This is a genomic window from Phenylobacterium haematophilum, from assembly GCF_014196295.1.
GTDB lineage: Bacteria > Pseudomonadota > Alphaproteobacteria > Caulobacterales > Caulobacteraceae > Phenylobacterium > Phenylobacterium haematophilum.
On record NZ_JACIDK010000002.1, the window covers coordinates 1 to 14,729 of the forward strand.

Below are 14,729 nucleotides of genomic sequence, written 5' to 3' on the forward strand. Positions count from 1 at the left end.
CTCTCCAATCCGCCGCCTCCTCACACCAAGGAGACGCCTGCAGAGTCCGCTTCGAACTAAAATTTCGACTCCACCGCCATATGCGATTCCCCTGCCCCGAGCGGGGAGGGGACCTGCTCTTCTGTTGTCAGGCTTCTTTCGGCTGCGGGCTCAGGCGGGCGACCGCGAAGGCCAGGACGATGCCGATGAGGCCGAGCGCGGCGGAGTAGAAGAAGAAGGTCATGTAGCCGGCGCCGAGCGCCTCGGGAGTGACGCCGGACTTTTCCATGGCGTTGGCGAAGGTCTGCGGCGGCAGGCCGGCGAATAGCGGCTTGAAGGCCGCGAAGACGCCGCCCGCGTCGGCGCTGGCCGCGGCGCCCTCGACGATGCGGCCCGACTGCGAGGCGACCAGCTTGCCGAGCAGGGCGTAGAGCGAGGAGAACAGCGCGTACTGGGTGGCGGTGAAGCCCTGGCCGGTCAGGCTGGACATGTAGGCGATCAGGCAGGTGCCGGCGAAGCCGGAGGCGATGTTGTCGATCCCGATGGCGACGCTGAGCGCCCAGAGATGCGGGCCCTGGGCGGCCAGCCAGGCGAAGACCAGGTTGGAGAGCGGGCCAGCGAAGGCGCCGACCACCATCGAGCGGATCAGGCCGAAGCGGGCGATGCAGAAGCCGCCCAGGCCGACGCCGAGGACGCTCATCACCACGCCGAGCACCTTGCGGACCTCGGCGATCTCGAGCTTCGAGTAGCCCATGTCGAGATAGAACGGGTTCATGATGTTGAGCACGAAGTCGCTCAGCCGGTAGACGCAGATCAGCGCCAGGATCAGCCCCGCGGCCTGGCCGTAGCGGGCGAAGAAGTTGGCCAGCGGCGCGCCGAGCGCGACGCTGAGATAGCGGCCGGGGCGGGTCTGCAGGCCAGGAGCCGGGCGAGCGGCGAAGAAGATCACCAGGGCGCCGGCCACCACCCCGCCGAGCTGGGCGAACACGCCCCAGGGCTTGGCCTCCCAGAGCGTGGTCACCTGGGTGGCGGCGCCAGTCAGGCCTAGGCGCTCGAAGGCGGCGGCGAGGATGGCGGCGTTGCCGGCCAGGCCGGAGCCCAGCACGACGGCGCCGACCACGAACAGCAGCAGGCGGATCGCCCACTCGGCGCCGTCGCGGGCCGGGGCGGCGGGGATGTCGCCGGTGTCGATGGCGCGGATCTCGTGCTGGGCCTCTCGCGGGGCGCCGAGCACCCCGAGGACGCCGACCAGCATCAGCACCGCCATGATCGCATAGGAGGTGTTCCAGCCGGCGTATTCCGACAGCGCCAGCGGCAGCACGCCGGCGACGATCATCGCGATGCGGTAGCCCCACTGGTAGGCCGCGGCCATTGCGCCTTGCTTCTCGGTGACGGCCGCCTCGATCCGCCAGGCGTCGATGACGATGTCCTGGGTGGCCGAGACGAAGCCGACCAGCACCGCGAACAGCGCCATGAGCCCGAGACTGGAGACAGGATCGGTGCCGGCGATCGACCATAGGCCGAGCACGATCAGCCCCTGGCAGAGCAGCATCCAGGAGCGGCGATGGCCGAGCCACCTGGTGATCACCGGGACCTTGGCGCGGTCGACCAGCGGGGCCCACAGGAACTTCAGGGAATAGGCGAGCGTCGCCAGGCCGAAGAAGGCGATCACCTCCAGCGACAGGCCCGCGTCGCGCAGCCAGGCCGACAGGGTGTCGAAAATCAAAAGGTTCGGCAGGCCGGAGGCGAAGCCGAGCGAGAGCATGACCAGCGAGCGGCGCTCGAGATAGACGGCCAGAGCCGCCAGCGTGCCGGGCTTTTTGGCCTCGCCGGCCTGCGTCTCTGTGGTCATGTAGGCTTCCCCGGAACGACGCCGGGGCGGCCCCTGGACGTCAGCCGACCTTGGCGTGGTCCGCTTGTTGCGTCCAGTCGGGGGCGGCGGTCCAGCGGCCAAGCGCCGCGCGCAGGGCGTCGGGGGTCAGCGGCTTGACCAGGAAGTCGTCCATGCCGGCGGCGAGGCAGGCGTGGCGGTCCTCCTCGAAGGCGTTGGCGGTGAGGGCGACGACCGGCGTGCGCACGCCCATGTCGCGCACCTTGCGGGTGGCCTCCAGCCCCGACATGCCGGGCATCCGCATGTCCATCAGGATCAGGTCGTAAGCGCCGACCTTGAGGGCGGCCAGGGCCTCCTCGCCGCCGCCGGCCTGGTCGACGCGGCAGCCTTCGCGCGACAAGAGCGTGCGGGCGAGCAGGGCGTTGATGGGGTTGTCCTCGACCAGCAGGATGCGGGCGCCGGGGGCGGCAGCCGGGGCGATGCGGTCGTCCTCCACCGCGCGGGCCGGATCCTCGTCGCGGCGTGCGGCGAGCACGCGCTCGGCCAGCGAGGCGCGGCGCAGCGGCTTGATCAGGTAGCCGGCGAAGCCCGCGGCGCGATGTTCCTCGATGCGGCCGCGCTCCTCCGGGGTCAGCATGACCAGCAGCGAACGCTTGGCAGGCGGCCGCTCGGGCGCGAGGGCGCGGTCGACCAGTACGACGTCGGCGGGGCGGGTGGCGGCCAGCGCCGACGGTAGGTCCGCGGCGACCAGGGCCTTGCCGCCGGAGGCCTCGATCTGGCGGCGGGCGGCTTCGGCGACGATGCGGTTGGCGCTGACGATGGCGACGGTGCGGCGACCGAGCGGGCGGTCGGCGCGGCCCGGGCGGCGGGGCAGCGGCGCCTCGAACCAGAAGGCGGCGCCGCCGAGGCTTGCGGTCTCGACCCCGACCTCGCCGTCCATGGCGCCGGCCAGCTTGCGGGCGATGGCCAGGCCCAGGCCCGCGCCGCCGAGCTGAACGTCGCGCAGGGGATCGGCCTGTTCGAAGGCCTCGAAGATGGTTTCGCGGGCGGTCTGGCTGACGCCGGGGCCGGAGTCCTCGACGGTGAAGCGCAGGCCGTTCGGCGTTTCGGCGACGCTGAGCAGCACCCCGCCCTGGCTGGTGAACTTGACGGCGTTGCCGGCGAAGTTGAGCAGGATCTGGCGAAGGCGGCCTTCGTCGGCATGGACGGCGCCGATGCCGGCCGGGGCGGCCCAGGCGATCTCCAGGCCCTTTTCCTGGGCGCGCGGGGACAGCAGCTCGCAGACCGAGCGCAGCAGGCTCTCGACCTCGAAGTCGGTCGGATGCAGCTCGATCTTGTCGGCGCCGAGACGGGCGAAGTCGAGCACGTCGTTGACCAGCCCCAGCAGGTGCTCGCCGGACTCGCGCAGCGCCGAGACATAGGCGCGCTGTTCGTCTGTGAGGGCGGTTCCGGCCAGCAGGCGGGTCATGCCAAGCACGCCGTTCAGCGGGGTGCGGAACTCGTGGCTGAGCGAGGCGAGCTGCTCGGCGCTGACGCGGGCGCGGCGGGTGTGATCCTGGGTCATCGACCCTGGGTTTACCGCAGACCGCTTAACGGGCGGTCAAACGCGCGTCAGAGCGCGGCCATTTCCTGGGCGAGGGTCACCAGGGCGGCGCGGGCCGAGGCCTGCGGGATGGCGGCGAAGGCTTCCAGCAGGTCGACGCCGCCGGTCAGGGCCAGGGCCGAGATCACCTCGTCGGCGGCTTCGGCCAGACCGCCCTCCTCGCCGACCAGCCAGCCGACGGAGGTGTCGAGCGCCGCGGCGATGGCGACCAGCATCGAGCCGGAGACGCGATTGGCCCCGCGCTCGTACTTCTGGATCTGCTGGAACGAGACGCCGACCCGCTCGGACAGCACGCCCTGGCTGATGCCGAGCGACTTGCGGCGAAGGCGCATCCGCGCGCCGATGGCGATGTCTACGGGGTCCGGACCGATGGCGTCGTCGAGGGGCATTTTGTCCTCCCCACTGCTTGGGATATTCTATCTTAGCGTTAAGCCTGCCGCAGCATAACAAGTAGACGGCCGGTAACGCGAGTCGCTAACGTATTCGTCCTATGCGCGCACCGCCTGAGACCGTCCTGGATCCAGTCGAACTTCTCACCCCGAGAGAGCGCGATTGCCTGCGTCTGGTCGACCGGCACCTGAGTTCCAAGCAGATCGCCCGCGAACTGGGCATGTCAAAAGCTTCGGTCGACACCTACTGCGACCGGGCTCGCCGCAAGCTGGGCGTACCGGACCGCTACGCCGCCGCGCGGGCCCTGGCCGACCACGAAGTCGCTGTCCCGATCGGATCGGGACATGACGCGATCAGGACAGACGCCGACCCCGTCCTATGGGCTGATGAAGCCCAGCAAGGAGACGAGGCTGATGGGCGACTGGTTGCGAGAACTGGCGGACGCCAGGGGCGCGGTGGTGGATCTGCACCCCAACCGCAAGACGATGGATCAGCGGGCGGCGGTCAGCCGCGCGATGCGGGTGCGCAACGAGGTGGCGGCGTTCGAGCGCCGCTGGCCGGCGCCGCCGAGCCACGAGGACAGCGTCCCGAGCTTTACCTGGAGCCAGCTGGAACGGCAGCTCGCGGATTTGGCGGATTCGCCGATGAAGGCGGCTATGGCCCGCGACCTGATTTCTGGCCTGCGCAAGATGTCGCAGTTCAAGCCGCCGGAAATGGTGCTGCGGGAAATCCTCTGCACCAGCTGGGCGCTGCTGGACGAGGGCTTCCAACCGGAGGCCTCGGACTATCCGCCGCAAGACTAAGCCCACTCACGCGGCTGGGGCTGGTGGGGCTCATCGCAATCGTCGCCGCCTTGGCGTTCGGCGCGTTGCTTGCGGGCCTCCACGCGCTCCAGAGCCTGATTTAATCCTATTTCCAAACAGGGCCTTAGCCCTGTTCCCCGACAACTGAACACGCAGAAGGCGCCGGCGTTCGGCCGCGCGCCAGGAGACCTCTCATGCTCAAGCAACGTCGTATGATCGCCGATCAAGTCGCGGCGAGTTTGTTCGAAGCTGAAGCCGCCATCGACGCCGCCCTGGCGAAGACGGCTGGCTTGGCGGGTGTGATGCCGAGCCTGCGCACCGACGCCGGACTGTCGGCCCTGGTCGGTCAGGGCGCCGTGGAACGCGCCAGCGAGGCGATCGCCCTGCTGGCTCAGGCCCGCCGGGCGATCTGCGAGACCCACAAGGAACTGGACGTCGCCAAGACCCAGATCGGCCTGGGCGCAGTGATGTACGGCGGCATGGAGAAGCCTCCGGAAGCCTCGGCCCGGACCCGCCACATCATGCAGGTGGCGCCGGCCGCCTAAGACCCGGTTCGGGTTTCCGGAAGTTGCATCCTGCGGCGTAAGCCTCAGTATCGGGGCCCTCACCCTTGAGGGCCCCTTTTTCGTGCTCAGCTCCCTGCCCGAACAGATCTGGGCCGTCGCCATGCTGGCTGTCTCCACCTACGCCTGGTGGCGCGGCGGCTGGGTCGAGCGGGTGGTGGCGGTGGCCAATGTGCTGGCCTGGGTCGCCACGGCGGCCCTGCAGAACCGCACCAACTGGGTCGACCCGCAATGGAGCGTGTTCGCCGTCGACGTCCTGTTCCTGGGCGTGCTGCTGGCCCTGGTGGTGCGCTCGGATCGCAACTGGATCCTGGCGGCGGCCGCCTTCCAGCTGCTGCTGGTGATCACCCACGCGGCGATCATCGTCGACGGCGGCGTGCGGGCGCGGGCCTACATCACGGCCCTGATCCTCTGGAGCTACCTAGTGCTGATCACCCTGGCGCTGGGCGCGCACCTGCGCTGGCGGCTGCTGGCGCGCCAGCGGGCGCCGCTCAGCGCGCGACCAGCACGCTAAGCGCGGACTCGCGGACGATGCGCTAGGCGTTGGAGCCGAGCAGCCGCGAGACGGCGTTGGGCTGGTGAGCGCCGACGATGATGCGGTCGGCGCCGACCGCCTTGGCCTCGGCCAGGACTTCGCCGGCCACGCGCGAAGCGTCGGCGTGGTTTCATCCTGCGCGCGGCTGGCGACGCTCCCGGCCGAGTATCGGGCTGGCGCCGGAGCGCGCCATCAGGAACATTGCTGAGGCCGGGAGCGCGGACGCCGGGGCCGTCAGGCGCCGATCAGGTCGCCGGGCTGGCCGGCGCGGCGATAGATCAGGGCCTCGGCGACGTGGGCGCGGCGCACCGGGCCAGAGCCTTCCAGGTCGGCGATGGTGCGCGCCAGCCGCAGGGTGCGGGTCCAGCCGCGGGCGGTCAGACCGCCGGCCTCGGCGGCGCGGGCCAGCAGGGCGCGGGCGGGCGGATCGAGATCGGCGATCTTCTCGAGGAAGTCGCCCTCGGCGCGGGCGTTGAGCGGCGGGCCCTCGGTCCCGGCGCGGTCGGCCTGCAGGGCGCGGGCCTGGGCCACCCGGGCGGCGGCCTCGGCGGTGCCCTCGGCGGGCGGCGGCAGGGCGAGGTCCGCGGCGCTGACGGGCGGCACGTCGACCTGCAGGTCGATGCGGTCCATGAACGGGCCGGAGACCTTCATCTGGTAGTCGCTCTGGCAGCGGGGCGCGCGGCCGCAGGCGCCGCGTCCGGCCCCGCCCAGGCCGCACTTGCAGGGGTTCTGGGCGGCGACCAGCTGGAAGCGGGCCGGATAGCGCACGTGGGCGTTGGCGCGGGCGACCACGACCTCGCCGGTCTCCAGCGGCTGGCGCAGGCTGTCGAGGGACTGGGCCGAGAACTCCGGCAGCTCGTCGAGGAACAGCACGCCGTTGTGGGCCAGCGAGACCTCGCCGGGCTTGACCCGCAGCCCGCCCCCGGTGTCAATTTCCGGAGATTATGAGATGAAATCCTCGTTTGTTCCCCCGGGTGGGGGCGATCTGCGCACAGGATATTTCCACAGTCTGCGAGACGGAGTGCAGAATTCCCGTAGTAGATGCGATGCTATTGGAGTTTCTCAGTGACTCGCATCATCCCGCCGAGCCATCGATCGATCACTGGGTCGCTTCCGACGCGGTTTCCCGCGCGCCAACTGCACTACGAGTCCAAACTCGAGAGAGATTTCCTGATCTTGTTGGAAATCGACGCGGGCCTCGAACTGGTCGAGACCCAGCCTGTCACCCTTGACTTGGTGGTGGAGGGACGCCGGCGGCGATATACGCCGGACATCCTGGCCACCTGGTGGGATGACGCACACTTCACCTATGGCAAGCGTCGCATGATCTTCGAGGTGAAGCCCTACTCAGTCCTGAAGCGGGACCACAGCGAGCTTGCGCCGAAGTTTCGCGCGGCCAAGAGGCATTTCGCTTCAAAGGGGGTCGGGTTCAGAGTGGTCACGGATCGGTCGATCTATTGCACCAAGCAGGCCAATGCGGTGCTGCTCGGACCTCCAATGCGCCGCCCGCTATCGCAGGACATCATCACAACAGTTCGAGCGATCCTGACTTATCCAGGGATTGAGGACCGGTCGCTTGGGGAGGTGAAGAAGCTGCTCATCGCAGATGGGCTTCTGCGAGACACCGCCCAGCAAGCCCTGCTTCACATGCTGGGCATCGGCTACCTCGTCGCTGACCTGAACCTCCCAATCACTGACGAGACCAGGATGAAATGGTGGGCGAACGTGCTTGTTGAGGAGGGCGTCCTTGAAACCGGCTAGCTTTAGCGTCGGCGAGGAAGTCGCCATTGGCGGCCGGTTGGGGCGCTTTGTCAGAATTCTCGACTTCGACCGCTACCTCGTCCGGTTTGAAAACGGCGACACGGGCGTTGTCGCGTCGGAAGACCTCGACGGCGCGCCAGTGATTGGAGCCGCCAAAAGGCACTTCGACGATTGCTCTCCTGCGGAGATCGAAGAAGCCTACCGTTGGCGCGATGCCTTGCAGCCGCTCCTCGACGGCGCTGTCGATCGTGGGGAGCGGGATGCCTTCATCGCCAACGCCGCGGAAAAGCTCGGCGTGAGCCGCGCTACGATCTACCGGCGCCTGGACCAGTGGAATGGGGACCCGGTGAGTCTCCTGCCGGGTAAGCGGCCCGGTGGTCGTGGTAAGAGCCGGCTTGGCGACGTGCGCGAAGCCCTGCTCGCGCATATCCTCGACAAAGAATACTTCAACCGCAAGCAGCGGAACGTCAAAGAGGTCTACAACGACTTCGTACTTCCTGCCTTTGCGGACGCCGGTCTTTCGCCTCCAGGCATGGTCACGGTCTACCGGTACGTCGCCAATGCGGATCCGATCCATGCGATTGAGAAACGCATGGGCAAGCGCGCAGCTCGCGACGCCAAAGCCACGCTCATGGGAAAGTTCCCCTTCGGAACGGCTCCGCTCTCCTGCGTGCAGATCGACTATTGGCCCTATGACGTTGAGGTCGTCGACGACGTCTATCGCCTGCCGATCGGCCGCCCCTGGCTGGCGATGATCATATGCACTCATACCTGCATGCCGACGGGCTATGTCCTGACCCTGGATCCGCCTTCGGCCAGCGTTGCTGGCGCGGCCCTCTTCCATTCCATCACCCGCAAAGAAGCCTGGCTGCGTGAGATCGGCTTCGAGATGACCTGGCCGGTCTGGGGAACGCCCCAGATCCTGATGGCCGACAACGCCAAGGAGTTTCGCGGAACCATGCTTCGCCGCTTCCTGTCCCAGGAAGATCGCGAGCTCATAAATCGTCCCGTGAAACGGCCCCAGTTCGGCGCGCACATCGAGCGGTTCTTCGGCACCCTGGCTAGGAAGGTGAAGTCCATTCCAGGGGCGACAGGCGCCAACCTAAGGGAGCGCAAGACGCGTGACAGCGCCAAGTCCGCGGGCCTGACGCTACATGACCTCGAGATCCATCTGCTCAGCCTGCTCAAGGAGTACATGAATACTCCGCACTCCTCGCTTGGCGGCCTGACGCCCCTTCAGAAGTGGCGATCTTGCTTCTTCGAGGACGGCGTTCAGGTTCGCGAACTGCCGGAGGAGCCCAATAATCTTGAGCAGATGCGGATCGAGCTACTGCCCTTCAAGGCGCTGACGCTGCAGGCCTACGGCGTCGTCTGGGACCTGATCAAGTACGACTCCGACGAACTGGTTGCGATGCGCCATCGATATGCAGGCGCGAAGGGAAAGACCTTCACTGTGCGCCGTGATCCCCGCGACATTAGCAAGGTCTACGTCTGGGATCCTGACAACAAGCGCTATCTGACGGTGCCCTACCGCCACGCCGAAGTACCGCCGATGAGCCTGTGGGAACTACGGGCGGTACGTGCTGAGCTCAAGGCCAAGGGCCGACGGGCATACACCGAGCTTGAGATCTTCGACGCCTATAGGGAGCGGCAGGAGCGCCATGCCAGACTTGAGGAGGCTGGCAAACTGACCCGAAAAACCCAGCGGGAGAACCAGCGTAAGCGCAGCCAAGGAGCTGCGATTGCGAGGGAGAAGGCGGTGATGGCGACGGCGGACGAGGCAACCGCGGCAGCTCCAATTGCGCGTAGGGGCCCCGCACCCCATGAGCCAAGCGCCAAGGCTGTTGCGCTTGCGACCTTTCCTGTCGTCGAGCCCGACGACGACTACGATGATCTGGATATCTGATGGACGATCTCCAGCTGCCTACTAAAGCAACGCTGCAGGGGCTCGAGCATCTGCACCCCAAGGCCCGGGAACTCGCCCATCTGCCCGTTGAAGAGCGGATCATTGCGCGGTGGCCGAGCCTCTGGATTGGCCACCGCGCGGCTGATCAAGTGTTCACGACCCTCAATCGCTACCTGATCACTCCGCCATCCATTCGGCCGCGAAATCTCTTGGTGTTCGGGGAGTCCGGCGTCGGAAAGTCGACGATCCTCGAGCGCTGGGAAAGCCGTGTGCGCGCAGAAAACGCCAAGCGGATTGAGACCGACGACTTCGGCGGAAGTGGAGATTGGGCGTCGTTGCCGGCGATCCGCATTCAGACGCCACCGGCGGGTGACGAAGCCAAGCTCTATAATAACCTCCTTCTCGCTTTCGGCGTGAAGGTCTCGCCCTCAATGGCCCTGGCGCAGAAGGAGCTTATGGTTCGCAGCCTGATCGCGCAGTGCGGCGTCAAGGTCCTCGTCATGGACGAGTTCCACAACGCGCTGTCAGGCAGATTTGACAAGCGCCTGCACTTCAACGTTCTCATCAAGAACCTGACTAACGAAACTGGAGTGCCGATCGTCGCGGCTGGGACGGAGAGCGTCGATCAGGTCTTCCAGAAAGAGGATCAGCTCAATCGCCGCTTCAATCGGATCAAGCTTGAACGCATGAGGCTGGATGGCGAGTGGGGCAAGATTCTGCGGGCGTATGGCAAGCTCATCCCACTGCGAGCTCCAAGCGACCTCACGGAGACGAGTCTTAGTGAGAGGCTCTATTCACTGTCGAATGGCGTGATCGGCGAGCTCTCCAATCTCCTCTACGACACTGCGCTAGCTGCCGTTGACAGCGGTGAGGAGCGCATCACCGAAGCCCTGGTCCGGTCGGTAAGATGATCGCCGTCGAGGCGGTCTTCCAGTCCTGGAAAGATAGCCCCGACCTCGCCAAATCGCGACCCTGGCCCTACCGGCCTCAGCCCCGTCCAGACGAGCTCCTGTCGTCTTGGTTCCTCCGGGTCGCTCATGGGCTGGAGCTCAAGCCGTACACGCTTGCCCATCTCACTTGGCGCTCAACGCCGCCCATACTGACACGGGATATCGACAACTTCGCCGATCCCCGCGTGGTGGGCGCCATGGCGGCGAAGACGGATGTCTCGACGGCACAAGCCTGGGCTACGACTTTGGCCGCATATGACGGGCTTCTCGTGGAGCGTTACGCGTCGGGAGGCAGGAACTCATGGGTGCTCCAGCTCGGTGTCCGGCATCGAGCCCGAAATCTTGCCGGACTCCAGTATTGCCCGGCCTGCCTGAGGGAGTCCGGTTACCTTCGGCGCGCCTGGCGGCTTGGCTTCGTGACCTGTTGCGTCGCCCATAGCTGTTGTCTGCTCGATCGATGCAGCGCCTGCAACGCCACTCTCGAACCGCATCGAGCTGCCAGCCTCCATCAGTGCTCGCGTTGCGGCGCCGATCTGCGGGAGGCGGAAGCGCGGGCAGCTATTCCGCGGGTCATGGAAATGCAAACCCGGTCGCTCTCCATCCTAGCGCGGGGCTGGGGGCGTCTGGGAAGCAGCACTTTTGGCTGGAGCCATCTCTATTTCGAGAGCTTGAGGATCATTGCCAAGGTGGTGGCCTTTGGCCCCCGCTCCGAGGACCTCAGGCGGGTAATCGCTCGCCGTTGGGGCGGAGATCCGTCCCCCTATCCCCCGACCCTGGGGCGCTCGCTCGAGCACCTTGGAGTCCTCGATCGTCACCGGCTCATCGATCTCGTGGCGGCCTTGGTCAAGCAATGGCCCAACCGTCTCATCGTCGCGTGCCAGGAGGCGCGCGTGTGGCGAAGCTGGTTTCTCCGAGACGAGCCGAACCCGCCTCACGTGGTGGCGACGATCGTCAATGAACATCTGAGCTTGGGCTCTTACAAGCCGAGCGTGGCCGAAATCAGCTCCGCCCTGGCGTACCTGCGAAACACCGATGGCCCTGTCACGATGTCGAAGCTTCGAGACCTGGTCGGCGACTGTCAGGCGATCCCGACCCTCTTCAAAACTGATGCCGTGGAGAGGCTCCATGCGTTCGCCGAGGAGCTCCTCCGGGAAGGCTTTGACTAGGCCAAGGCCTCAGCAGGCAGCTCGCCCTCCAGGCGACGTATCGCGCGTTCTATCGCTCGGGCGTAGCCGTCATGATCATGAAGCCACGCATTGGCGCGCCGCACCGTAGTCATCGGGATCGCTAGCGCTGGGCGTCGCCACACGCCGCGTGCAACTGCATTGGTGCGAAGAACGTCGCTGATCATATCGGCCGAGAGCAAATCCTCGCCAGCAATGGCGGTGACGCACAGCGCCGAGTAGCCGTCCTGACCGATGATCGTGGGGCCGCCCGGCAGTGAGTCCTCAGACTCGATCTCAAGGTGTTCCGCCTCGAAAAAGTAGATCCACCCGCGGCGGCCTTTCATTCTCGCGACGAGCGCGCGTCGCTGGCGCCCTTCCTTCGTGGTCGCCCAATGAAGCTTGCGGGCCCCATCGTCGAGGGGATAGCGCCAGAGCGAATCGTTCGGGTCTCTGCCTGGGCCATCCCTGGGCGCCACGATGTGGAAATCACGCTCAAGGTCGCCCGAGAGCCGCCGCAGCGCCGATATGGTCGAGGCGACGCGAGCCAGGGGCGAGCGAGCTACATCCATCTTTGCCTGTACCTGATCTTTCACGTTCAGCTTGATCGCGAGGCGGCCGCCGCGCTCGGACTTGGTTCCGTGCCCGGCTGTGGTGGCCGTCATGATCGGCCCATCGACTGGCAAGACCTTGGTCTTGCCGGAGACTCCCTCAACTGGCTCGACAGGGACGTGCTCCACGGTCCAGGCGCCGGCGGCGCGCTGGTTGGAGGAGGTCTTCTGCATCACGCCAAGTGCGGACCAGCTGGCCTGGCCGGTGATCACTCGGACACTGTCGGTGATGTCGCCTTTCGCTCGAAGTCGGGTGTGTTGGCCGCTGGTCTCTATTCCGAGGTCGTCGTCTTCGGTCTCGACTTGTCCCGGATGAAAAACCCGTACGTGGTCGATGCCGAGTTCGTACTCGATGCTGACCACGCGGGTGATCAAGCGCCGCTTTCTAGGCGGACCGTCTTTAGTCGCAGCGCCAATCCACTGCTCCTCAATCATCCAGGTGCTGGGGCCCTGAAAAGGAAAGGGCATCCGTACATGGGCCGGGCTCTGCGCAAAGCCATGGCTTCTGAGGCTGTCGGCCACATGCTTGAAGGCCGAGCCGAGCGCAGCATCGGCGCAAATTCGTGCGGCTGCGAGGATGTCGAGACCATCCAGGCCCCGATAGGCCCATAGCTTCAACGATCGGCCGCCATCTCCGTAGCGACCAGACCGCTTCGGATCGATGATCCGGCCCCGGAGCTCGGGCCAGACCTCCATTCCGCCTTCAATCATCAAGCGGAGCCACTGACTGGTTACACCAAAGGTGGCCCTGGCGAGCTCGAGAGCAGATACCCAAAGGACGCCCCCGTCCGCTGCGAGGACGCAAAGCAGCGGTAGGTCGGCGCCTGGGCCGATCGGGTAGATTGGCGTCCAAGGCGCTCGGGGTGCTCCCTGGTAGGCGGCCGTAGCGCCAAGTTGGCCGCTCGGCCATTTCTTGGACGGGCCGACTATTTCAACCTTGTGTTGCCGGCGCGGCGTTTGGCCCTTGTAGACGCCGTCATGCCAAAGGCTTCCAACGGGCGCGAGGGGCAACTGACCAACCCCCAGCCACGTCGAACGTGTCACCGTTGCCGGCGGCTCAGTCCAGCGGGGCTTGTCCCAGCCGTCTTCGGCCAGGAACACCTCGCAGGCGGATTCATCGACTTCGGATGGGGCGCGGATCCTGCCGTGACCAACGACCTGCCAGGTACGTCCATCGCGGGGGAATGCGGATAGGATCAGCTGTGATCCAAGAACCTTCGACACAGTCAGCGCCCGTCAGCAAACGTTGTAGCGCCACAGGCCAGGAGATAGCGCGGCGTTCCTCGCGCCTATCGGAAACCTTCTAAAGGTAGCGTTACGGTAGAGCTTACGAGTTCCGCGCGCGGCGCTAGGAAGATCGGTCTTCGACGACGATCGCCTCGATGGCGCGAAGTAAATGCATAATTTGCATACGCTTGTCCGGGGAGGACGAGCTGAGCCGCTCGATAAGGTTTTCGAGCTCTTCTCGGGTAGGCGCGAAGCCCCCCTTTGGGGCCCTAGCGGCGTCTGATTTAGCCAGCCAAGCTTCAAGCTTGGATCGCGTTTTTGGAGCTAACTTCAGTTGCTTACCAAGAACTCGGCTAAGGTGCGGCTGAGAGAGCCGGCATTCACGCGCGAGGGAGCTTTGGCTCACATTGAGAGCCGCCATTCGCGCCAGAATTTCCTCGATAAAGCCGGCCGAAGCCATTGCAAACCAAGCATAAATTGCATAAGATGCCATGCATTACATGGGTTGGAAGGGCCATGCAACAAATCATCGGCGGCTCGCGAGGGAGCTACAGGTTTTTGGAATTGCCCGATCCCGACGCCAGCTTCCTGCCGGGCGTCCTGTGGGGCTCGTTTGAGCATGCCCTGACACCCGCCTTTTGGGTCAGTCAGGCGTGGCAGCAGGACGAGGGCGGCGAAATTGATTTCACTCTGACCCAATCGCTCAGAGAAGAGGTCGTGACATGTCTGCTGGGCGGGCACGGCGCGCCTGCCGAAGTCGGATTGGCGGCCTCAGCACGAGTTCTCGAGGCGCTCGCGCAAGAGTCGACCGGGCATTTGTCGCAGGAATGCTTGGAGGCTATGCTGCTTGAACCGCTGACGGTTCGCGGTCGCCAGGTGCGTTATCGCTTCGCGCGCCAAAGGGCGAAGTTCTTGGCCGGGTCGCTAACCGGTCTCGATGAGATCGACGAGAGCGATCTCGATGATGTCGCATTCCGCGATGCTCTATGCGGCCTTCCGGGCATTGGCCCGAAGACCGCCTCGTGGATCGTCCGCAATCGCCGCGCCAGTGACGCGGTGGCCATCCTGGATGTGCACATCGTCCGCGCCTGTGAGCATATGGAGGTGTTTCCGCGAGGCTCAGATCCTGCTCGCCACTATTTCGAGCTGGAGCGACGATTCCTCGATTTTTGCTCGGCGGGCGGCGTGCGCGCGTCAGTCGTCGATGCGGTCATGTGGCAGACCATGCGGAGCCTTGGGCGCAAACTGCTCTCCGCGCTAGTTGACACTCCAGATTGTAATGGTGAAGCTCTACCTCTTTTGCGGTGGGGAGAGCGGCAGTGTCAGGATCCGGCGGAGGCCGCAGCGACGACTACTTCGGTGGCGGCGGTTCGGGCGGTGGCGGCGGGCTAGGCCCTGGGGGGCCTA

At 65.9% G+C, this 14,729-nt stretch carries 12 protein-coding genes and 2 pseudogenes; 9 read left to right on the plus strand and 5 right to left on the minus strand.

Annotation, left to right across the window (positions count from 1 at the left end):
- Nucleotides 1–127: 127 nt before the first annotated feature.
- The 3 genes from GGQ61_RS05780 to GGQ61_RS05790 are packed head-to-tail and all read right to left on the minus strand — an operon-like array spanning nt 128 to nt 3,802.
- On the minus strand, nt 128–1,831 hold the full coding sequence (locus tag GGQ61_RS05780) for an AmpG family muropeptide MFS transporter (protein ID WP_183770633.1): 1,704 nt from the start codon (nt 1,829–1,831) through the stop codon (nt 128–130).
- Between the two features lie 40 nt (nt 1,832–1,871).
- Nucleotides 1,872–3,374: a response regulator gene (locus GGQ61_RS05785; RefSeq protein ID WP_183770635.1), complete on the minus strand. Its 1,503-nt coding sequence runs from the start codon at nt 3,372–3,374 to the stop codon at nt 1,872–1,874.
- Nucleotides 3,375–3,421: 47 nt separating this feature from the next.
- Nucleotides 3,422–3,802 (minus strand): helix-turn-helix domain-containing protein, encoded by a 381-nt coding sequence (locus GGQ61_RS05790; RefSeq protein WP_183770637.1) that lies wholly within the window; start codon nt 3,800–3,802, stop codon nt 3,422–3,424.
- A 101-nt stretch (nt 3,803–3,903) separates the two neighbouring features.
- Here GGQ61_RS05790 and GGQ61_RS22690 point away from each other — a divergent pair.
- From GGQ61_RS22690 to GGQ61_RS05810, 4 genes and pseudogenes are all read left to right on the plus strand, one after another.
- Nucleotides 3,904–4,092 (plus strand): annotated as a pseudogene (locus GGQ61_RS22690) (response regulator transcription factor); the annotation flags it as partial.
- Between the two features lie 55 nt (nt 4,093–4,147).
- The gene (locus GGQ61_RS05800) at nt 4,148–4,606 is read left to right on the plus strand and encodes a hypothetical protein (RefSeq protein WP_246370579.1); all 459 of its coding nucleotides are present in this window, start codon (nt 4,148–4,150) and stop codon (nt 4,604–4,606) included.
- A gap of 194 nt (nt 4,607–4,800) precedes the next feature.
- A complete protein-coding gene (locus GGQ61_RS05805; protein ID WP_183770639.1) occupies nt 4,801–5,151 on the plus strand; it encodes a hypothetical protein in 351 nt (116 codons plus the stop codon).
- Between the two features lie 82 nt (nt 5,152–5,233).
- Nucleotides 5,234–5,683, plus strand: coding sequence for a hypothetical protein (locus GGQ61_RS05810; RefSeq protein ID WP_183770641.1), 450 nt, complete (start codon nt 5,234–5,236; stop codon nt 5,681–5,683).
- A gap of 255 nt (nt 5,684–5,938) precedes the next feature.
- Here GGQ61_RS05810 and GGQ61_RS05815 read toward each other — a convergent pair.
- Nucleotides 5,939–6,631, minus strand: a pseudogene (locus GGQ61_RS05815) (ATP-binding protein); the annotation flags it as partial.
- A gap of 138 nt (nt 6,632–6,769) precedes the next feature.
- Between GGQ61_RS05815 and GGQ61_RS05820 the strand changes: the two are divergent.
- The 4 genes from GGQ61_RS05820 to GGQ61_RS05835 are packed head-to-tail and all read left to right on the plus strand — an operon-like array spanning nt 6,770 to nt 11,487.
- Nucleotides 6,770–7,465 carry a TnsA endonuclease N-terminal domain-containing protein gene (locus GGQ61_RS05820; RefSeq protein WP_183770642.1) on the plus strand — a complete coding sequence of 232 codons (696 nt, stop codon included), beginning with the start codon at nt 6,770–6,772 and terminating at the stop codon, nt 7,463–7,465.
- Entirely contained in the window at nt 7,452–9,371 is a 1,920-nt protein-coding gene (locus GGQ61_RS05825) for a Mu transposase C-terminal domain-containing protein (protein WP_183770644.1), read from the plus strand. Before GGQ61_RS05820 ends, GGQ61_RS05825 begins: the two co-directional genes overlap by 14 nt.
- The gene (locus GGQ61_RS05830; protein ID WP_183770646.1) at nt 9,371–10,282 is read left to right on the plus strand and encodes a TniB family NTP-binding protein; all 912 of its coding nucleotides are present in this window, start codon (nt 9,371–9,373) and stop codon (nt 10,280–10,282) included. Before GGQ61_RS05825 ends, GGQ61_RS05830 begins: the two co-directional genes overlap by 1 nt.
- The gene (locus GGQ61_RS05835) at nt 10,279–11,487 is read left to right on the plus strand and encodes a TniQ family protein (RefSeq protein WP_183770648.1); all 1,209 of its coding nucleotides are present in this window, start codon (nt 10,279–10,281) and stop codon (nt 11,485–11,487) included. The genes GGQ61_RS05830 and GGQ61_RS05835 overlap by 4 nt, the downstream gene beginning before the upstream one ends.
- Here the strand turns inward: GGQ61_RS05835 and GGQ61_RS05840 are convergent.
- Complete coding sequence (locus GGQ61_RS05840; RefSeq protein WP_183770650.1) at nt 11,484–12,791, minus strand: hypothetical protein; 1,308 nt, start codon at nt 12,789–12,791, stop codon at nt 11,484–11,486. The genes GGQ61_RS05835 and GGQ61_RS05840 overlap by 4 nt on opposite strands.
- A gap of 1,047 nt (nt 12,792–13,838) precedes the next feature.
- Between GGQ61_RS05840 and GGQ61_RS05845 the strand changes: the two genes are divergently transcribed.
- Nucleotides 13,839–14,714 (plus strand): 8-oxoguanine DNA glycosylase, encoded by an 876-nt coding sequence (locus GGQ61_RS05845; protein ID WP_183770652.1) that lies wholly within the window; start codon nt 13,839–13,841, stop codon nt 14,712–14,714.
- Nucleotides 14,715–14,729: the final 15 nt, after the last annotated feature.

Coding starts and splice junctions, on each gene's coding strand:
- GGQ61_RS05780 (WP_183770633.1), bottom strand. CDS start 1,831: ATGACCACAGAGACGCAGGCCGGCGAGGCCAAAAAGCCCGGCACGCTG.
- GGQ61_RS05785 (WP_183770635.1), bottom strand. CDS start 3,374: ATGACCCAGGATCACACCCGCCGCGCCCGCGTCAGCGCCGAGCAGCTC.
- GGQ61_RS05790 (WP_183770637.1), bottom strand. CDS start 3,802: ATGCCCCTCGACGACGCCATCGGTCCGGACCCCGTAGACATCGCCATC.
- GGQ61_RS05800 (WP_246370579.1), top strand. CDS start 4,148: ATGACGCGATCAGGACAGACGCCGACCCCGTCCTATGGGCTGATGAAG.
- GGQ61_RS05805 (WP_183770639.1), top strand. CDS start 4,801: ATGCTCAAGCAACGTCGTATGATCGCCGATCAAGTCGCGGCGAGTTTG.
- GGQ61_RS05830 (WP_183770646.1), top strand. CDS start 9,371: ATGGACGATCTCCAGCTGCCTACTAAAGCAACGCTGCAGGGGCTCGAG.
- GGQ61_RS05835 (WP_183770648.1), top strand. CDS start 10,279: ATGATCGCCGTCGAGGCGGTCTTCCAGTCCTGGAAAGATAGCCCCGAC.
- GGQ61_RS05840 (WP_183770650.1), bottom strand. CDS start 12,791: ATGGAGGTCTGGCCCGAGCTCCGGGGCCGGATCATCGATCCGAAGCGG.
- GGQ61_RS05845 (WP_183770652.1), top strand. CDS start 13,839: ATGCAACAAATCATCGGCGGCTCGCGAGGGAGCTACAGGTTTTTGGAA.